At 63.2% G+C, this 4,989-nt stretch carries 3 protein-coding genes and 1 pseudogene; all 4 read left to right on the top strand.

Annotated features, from left to right (window positions below; translation table 11 throughout):
* A partial coding sequence (locus BO1_RS60500) for a hypothetical protein (RefSeq protein ID WP_028223436.1) occupies positions 1-260 on the top strand: 260 nt, incomplete at its 5' end.
* Between the two features lie 15 nt (positions 261-275).
* Positions 276-2,559 (top strand): annotated as a pseudogene (locus BO1_RS55705) (T6SS effector phospholipase Tle3 domain-containing protein).
* Positions 2,559-4,223, top strand: a complete 1,665-nt coding sequence (locus BO1_RS46575) for a type VI lipase adapter Tla3 domain-containing protein (RefSeq protein WP_028223435.1) — start codon at positions 2,559-2,561, stop codon at positions 4,221-4,223. The pseudogene BO1_RS55705 and the gene BO1_RS46575 overlap by 1 nt, the downstream one beginning before the upstream one ends.
* Positions 4,224-4,518: 295 nt before the next feature.
* On the top strand, positions 4,519-4,989 hold a 471-nt coding region (locus BO1_RS46570; protein ID WP_028223434.1), incomplete at its 3' end, for a hypothetical protein.

Below are 4,989 nucleotides of genomic sequence, written 5' to 3'. Positions count from 1 at the left end.
CCTCGCACAAATGGGGTGGACCATCCACGCAGGGCGCACCGAAATCGGCCTTCAACAACGCCGCGACCGATCAGCGCTTCCGGCTGCACTACCTTGGTGAAGATGGGCAACCGGCTGCGGCTGCCCATCAAGCGTATCGGATCACGCTCGACGACGGGAGCGTGATCGAGGGGAAAACCGATGCGAATGGGTTGACCAATATGGTTAAGGACGATGCGATGCGGATTCTGAAGATCGACATCCTCAAGCCCATGCTCTAGGCGGACAAAATCACCATGACGAATTCCAGCAAAGACTATCACGTGGTGAATCAGGCGGCCGCCGTCACGTACTCCAATCGTGCAGGCGACCGGCCGGTGGCGGTGCCTCGCGATCTGCCGGGCGTGGTGATCTTCATTCACGGCGTCAACGACCCGGGTGCGGTGTACTCCTTTGTGGAGGATGGCCTGTGCAAGGGGTTGAATGAACGCCTGTCGCGCAATGATTTGAAGCCGGGCACTTACGGAGCGAGATATCAAGCACTAGCGCGTAAGCCTAAATCGCAGATGACTGCGATGGATGGAGTTGTTCTGGATGATCCCGACCTGTATCTATACCAGCGCGCTGAAGTTCAAGGTGCGACCCACAGCGGCTTTATCCCGTTCTACTGGGGCTACCGCGCCAGCAGCGATGAGATTGCCCGCGTGAACAAACCCGGCGATGTGATCAGCCGCACCGCGGATGCCGATGGCAACCTGATGACGCGCGGACAGTATCAGGACATCCACGGCAACCGTCTTGACCGGCATTTTGCGAAGGGCGGTGGCTTCTTCGCCAACGCGACGAACAATATTCCGGACATGTACGGCCCCGGTTTCAAGGCGGACTGGAAAGCACGGCGCGTAACCCAGCACGCGCTGGGCGGCAACTCCATGTATGCGGCCGACGCCCCCGACCGCCGGTACTTCGTCCTGGCGGCGACACGCCTGGCCAACCTGATCAGCACGATCCGATCCATCGAGCCGAAGGCACGGGCTGATGAGCACGGCCTCGCTCCGAAGCACGAAACGATCACGGTCATGGGGCACAGTCAGGGCACGATCCTGACCCTGCTGGCGCAGGCGATCCTGAAACAGAAGAAGCAGCGCTGCGCCGACTGCATCATCATGGTCGATACACCCTACAGCCTCTACCAGACCGATGACTGTAACCAGACCGGGCACGCCAAGCTCAAGACGCTGATCGACATTGTCAACGAAGTCACCCGGGAGCCGTACAGCATTCCGAAGCTCGCCGACCTGCTGATCGGACAGGAGAAGCACGGTGGCCGGGCAGGCGCGGGATGGACACCGACTCAGGGCAAGCGGCTGGATGCCAGCGGCAAGAACTGGGTCACGTTTGACGAGCGCGACAACCGCGGCAAGGTGTATCTGTACTTCTGCCCGGAGGACACGGTGGTCGGCCTGAAGAGCGTGCACGGGATCGGGACCTTCGGGGTGCCCGACGAGGTGCCGGCCGATGGCGCCGCACTTGCGTCGCAGTCCAAAAAAAAGACGATGGAGGCCATGACGGCCCTGGCGCCGAAACGCTTCTACCAGCGGATGTGGACGCGCATGGAGCGCGACCGCAACGGCGACGGAAAATTCACGAAGGTGCTGGTCGGTCTGGAGCCTGCACGTGTGCCTGTGCGCGATGCGCTCGAACGTCTGAGTCCTGGGCCCGACGCCGCTACATCCGTCCTTGGGACGGCGATGGCCATGGGCACGAATGCCGCGTTGCAGGCGAACTTCACGCGCAACGACATCCGGTTCATCAACGCGGAGGAACTGAAGCCGCCATGCGAGCCCCAGTTGTACGGCGGGGAGATCGTCCGCGGCGGCCCCAAGCCAGGGCATGTCGACGTGGCTGGCCAGATGGTCCCCGACGACGTAACGAAGGACGTGATTCTCGGCAACCAGTACGCGAAGCTGAACTGGGTGACGGACTCGCATTCCGCCAATCCGGTGGGGGGATCTCGCGCAGCGCAAGGCGGCGTTCAACGCGAACCAGGTGCCCGGCGACCAGTCGCAGAACTGGAGAGTGGCCGGCTCTGCGATCGAGCGCGAGGAAACGCCGAACGAGGCGCGCGAGCGGATGGCTCGTGATCCGGCCGCCTACGAGGCTAACAACTATCATTCGGGAGTGCTGCATAGCGCCGAGAATCACCGCTGGGTGACGGCGATGGACGTGGCGATCGGGCAGGCCGTCACGCTGGACGATCCGGATTGGCGGGAGTTACTGGTATTGATCGCGGACTGGAAGCTGACCCGGGATGCTGTAAGAAAAATCAGGCGCAACGCCAATTATGGGCGCCTGCCGCCGGAAACGCTTTCCTTGATCGAATACTGCGCGAAGTACTACCAACACGGTGAGTTTCCTGACGGGCAGATCTCGGATGTTCAACCGCCTTTGGTGACGAGCGAGCTGACGCCGAAGGCGCAGGCGGCGCATGAGCGGGCCCTCTTGGAGCAGGCGGCCCGCGAGCAGCGCTTTTACGAGGATCAGGTGTCCCGCAATTGGGGCAGATGGGGTGGCTTGTGATGAAGCTGCGCATCTGGCCTTACGCGACGGGGTTCGTTGTGCTGTCGATCATCTGGACCGTCTACGTGATGGCGGGCCACTACAGTTACTGGCGGGATACAGGACAGGAGATGCCGGGTATGGCGAGCAGTATTCGGAATGGTGTACTGGTGGTGCTGGCGCTTGCCGCGGTGGTCTATGGGGTGAGTTTTGCGTGGCTGCATCGGGCGGCGGCCGCCTCGGGCGGTTCCAGTCCGTCCACAGCGGTGCAGCAGAAAGCGCCGATGGCCGCGGCATCGGGTTTCAATGGCTCGCCCGCGATGCTGGGCCGAACCGGGGCGGACTTCGTGCTGGAGGTGCGGGGCGTGGGGATCGTCAGCGGCGGTTTTACCAACCAGGAAATCTGGAAGCGGATCGAGACCAAGGCAGATAACCACGCGACGATTCTCTCCAGCAACCCGGAAGACTATCCCGACAACGATACGGACCGAACGACTGACATGACGATTACGGCCGCAACGGGTTTTCTGTTCGGAGCTGGCCATTCGATTGATCGATGGCCGGTGCCGGTGATCGTCTGGGGACCACCGAAGGACATGGCGAACAAAGATCGCGCGGCCACTGATATCGCAGACGGACGGCAGAGCGCAGGTTTGGGCGTGATGCTGTGTCTATGGCAGGAGGATGCGAACACCGACGATGGCGCAGCCATGATCGGCAAGCTGTTCGAGCTCTTCGACGCGCATCCAGATGTGCCCGCTGCATTGGTGTTCAGCACGGATGGTTCCTTGACACGTGAACTGCTAGGCCCTCCAGGCAGCCGCAAAGCGCCGGTAGGCGGGCACATCATCCCCGCCATCCTCGACAGCGTCGGGGTGTTGCTCGTGACCCGCTCGGACCGCGTCGACAGATTGATCCGGCCGTTTGCGGTCGATCAGACGGCCGAGGTCAACAAGACGAACACCGAATACGACATCATCAAGCTGTGGAATTTCTACTGGCGCGAGTCGACCGTCTTTCAGGATGAAACCGATCATGCAAACGGCGGTTTTTTCAACGCTGTCGTTCCACGTGCCGACTGGTGGCAGGCCCGCCTTCCCGAACTCTGGAAGACCCTCGACAACCAGGGTCCCGGCCTGTTCACGCCAACGCCTTATATCCCGGTGCGCTGGACGACCTGGCAGCTCAGGCAGTTCGACAAGGCTCCGCTGTTCGGCTACCTGCACCGCCCGGTCGACGTCAAGCTCACCGACGATCACGGACGCTTACTAAAGACCGCGCAGCAGGCCGAGGCTCTGAAGGCCGGATGGGCAGCCGCCGTTGCGGCGCTGCCTGGCGGCCAGGAACCGAAGCGTGTGTTCTACGACACGACCGGTGACCGCCAATGGGTGATCCCGCTGAACCAGGCGCTGGCTCAGACTGGCAGCACAGCGCCCAGCCTCGATGATGTGAAGGCGGGGTATGACATCGGCGCGCGCATCGGCAACACGGGCGTGAGTTCGCCGCTGGTGCAGATCGGCCTCGGCCTGATCGCAAGCTATGACGATGGCGGGGCCAGCGCCACGGTGAACCGGCGTCCGAATGGAACGGCGAGCATCGTGATGGTGAGCCCGCCCGACGCATCGGTGAAAGCGGCGTGGTCACAGAAGCGTAGCGGCGTTGATCCGTTTCATCTGAAGCCATGATGCGCGGCGTAATCGGGCGGCGATACGACTGTCCGATGCCGACATCGAGGCCGTAAGCGAGCAAAACCGTGCGGTGAGGCCGATCCGGGGTAACCAGCAGTAAACGGGGCCCGGAACGCTCGGGCGCCGCATCAGGAATAGCCATGCCGCACGCCTCGTTTTGCAGATGACACGTGCGCGCGGGCGTCATCTCCACGCTTCGGCGCACGCCTCGTGCAAGGCGTATCGATGGGGTCTACACGGCGCCGGCGCGCATCGCGTGCCGCAGAGTCGGTCCATCGCGAGAGGCGGCATCATGCGCAAACTTTCCTTCACAGGCCTGCTGTGCGGCGTGCTGGCAGGCTGCTCGACGCCGGTGGCGTCCCAGCCGGTAGCCGACGGCCCGGTCTGCCGCACGGTCATCGGCACCGCGGATATCGACGGCACGCCGCAGCAGATCAGCGGCCTCGCGTGTCTCCAGCCCGACGGCAGCTGGCAGATCGTGCAGGGCGATGATGGCACGCTGGTCTATCCGGCGTGGCAGGGCCCCATCGACTACTACGGCGCGCCCTGGTATGGCGTCTGGCCGCCGTTCTTCGTGGGCGCGTCGGTCGTGTTCGTCGACCGTTTCCATCACTTTCATCACATGGATCACGTTCACGCGGGCGGCCCCGGCATGCGGATGACGGGCGTGCGCGGCACCTTCCACGGCGGTGGTCGTGGCGGCTTTGGCGGCGCGCATGAGGGCACCGTATGGAGCGGGATGGGCAGTATGGGTGGCGGCGCC

It is taken from the genome of Paraburkholderia oxyphila NBRC 105797 (assembly GCF_000685075.1).
Taxonomy (GTDB): Bacteria; Pseudomonadota; Gammaproteobacteria; order Burkholderiales; family Burkholderiaceae; genus Paraburkholderia; species Paraburkholderia oxyphila.
The sequence above is the reverse complement of the archived record's forward strand: the minus strand, read 5'-3'. Positions and strand labels throughout refer to the sequence as shown.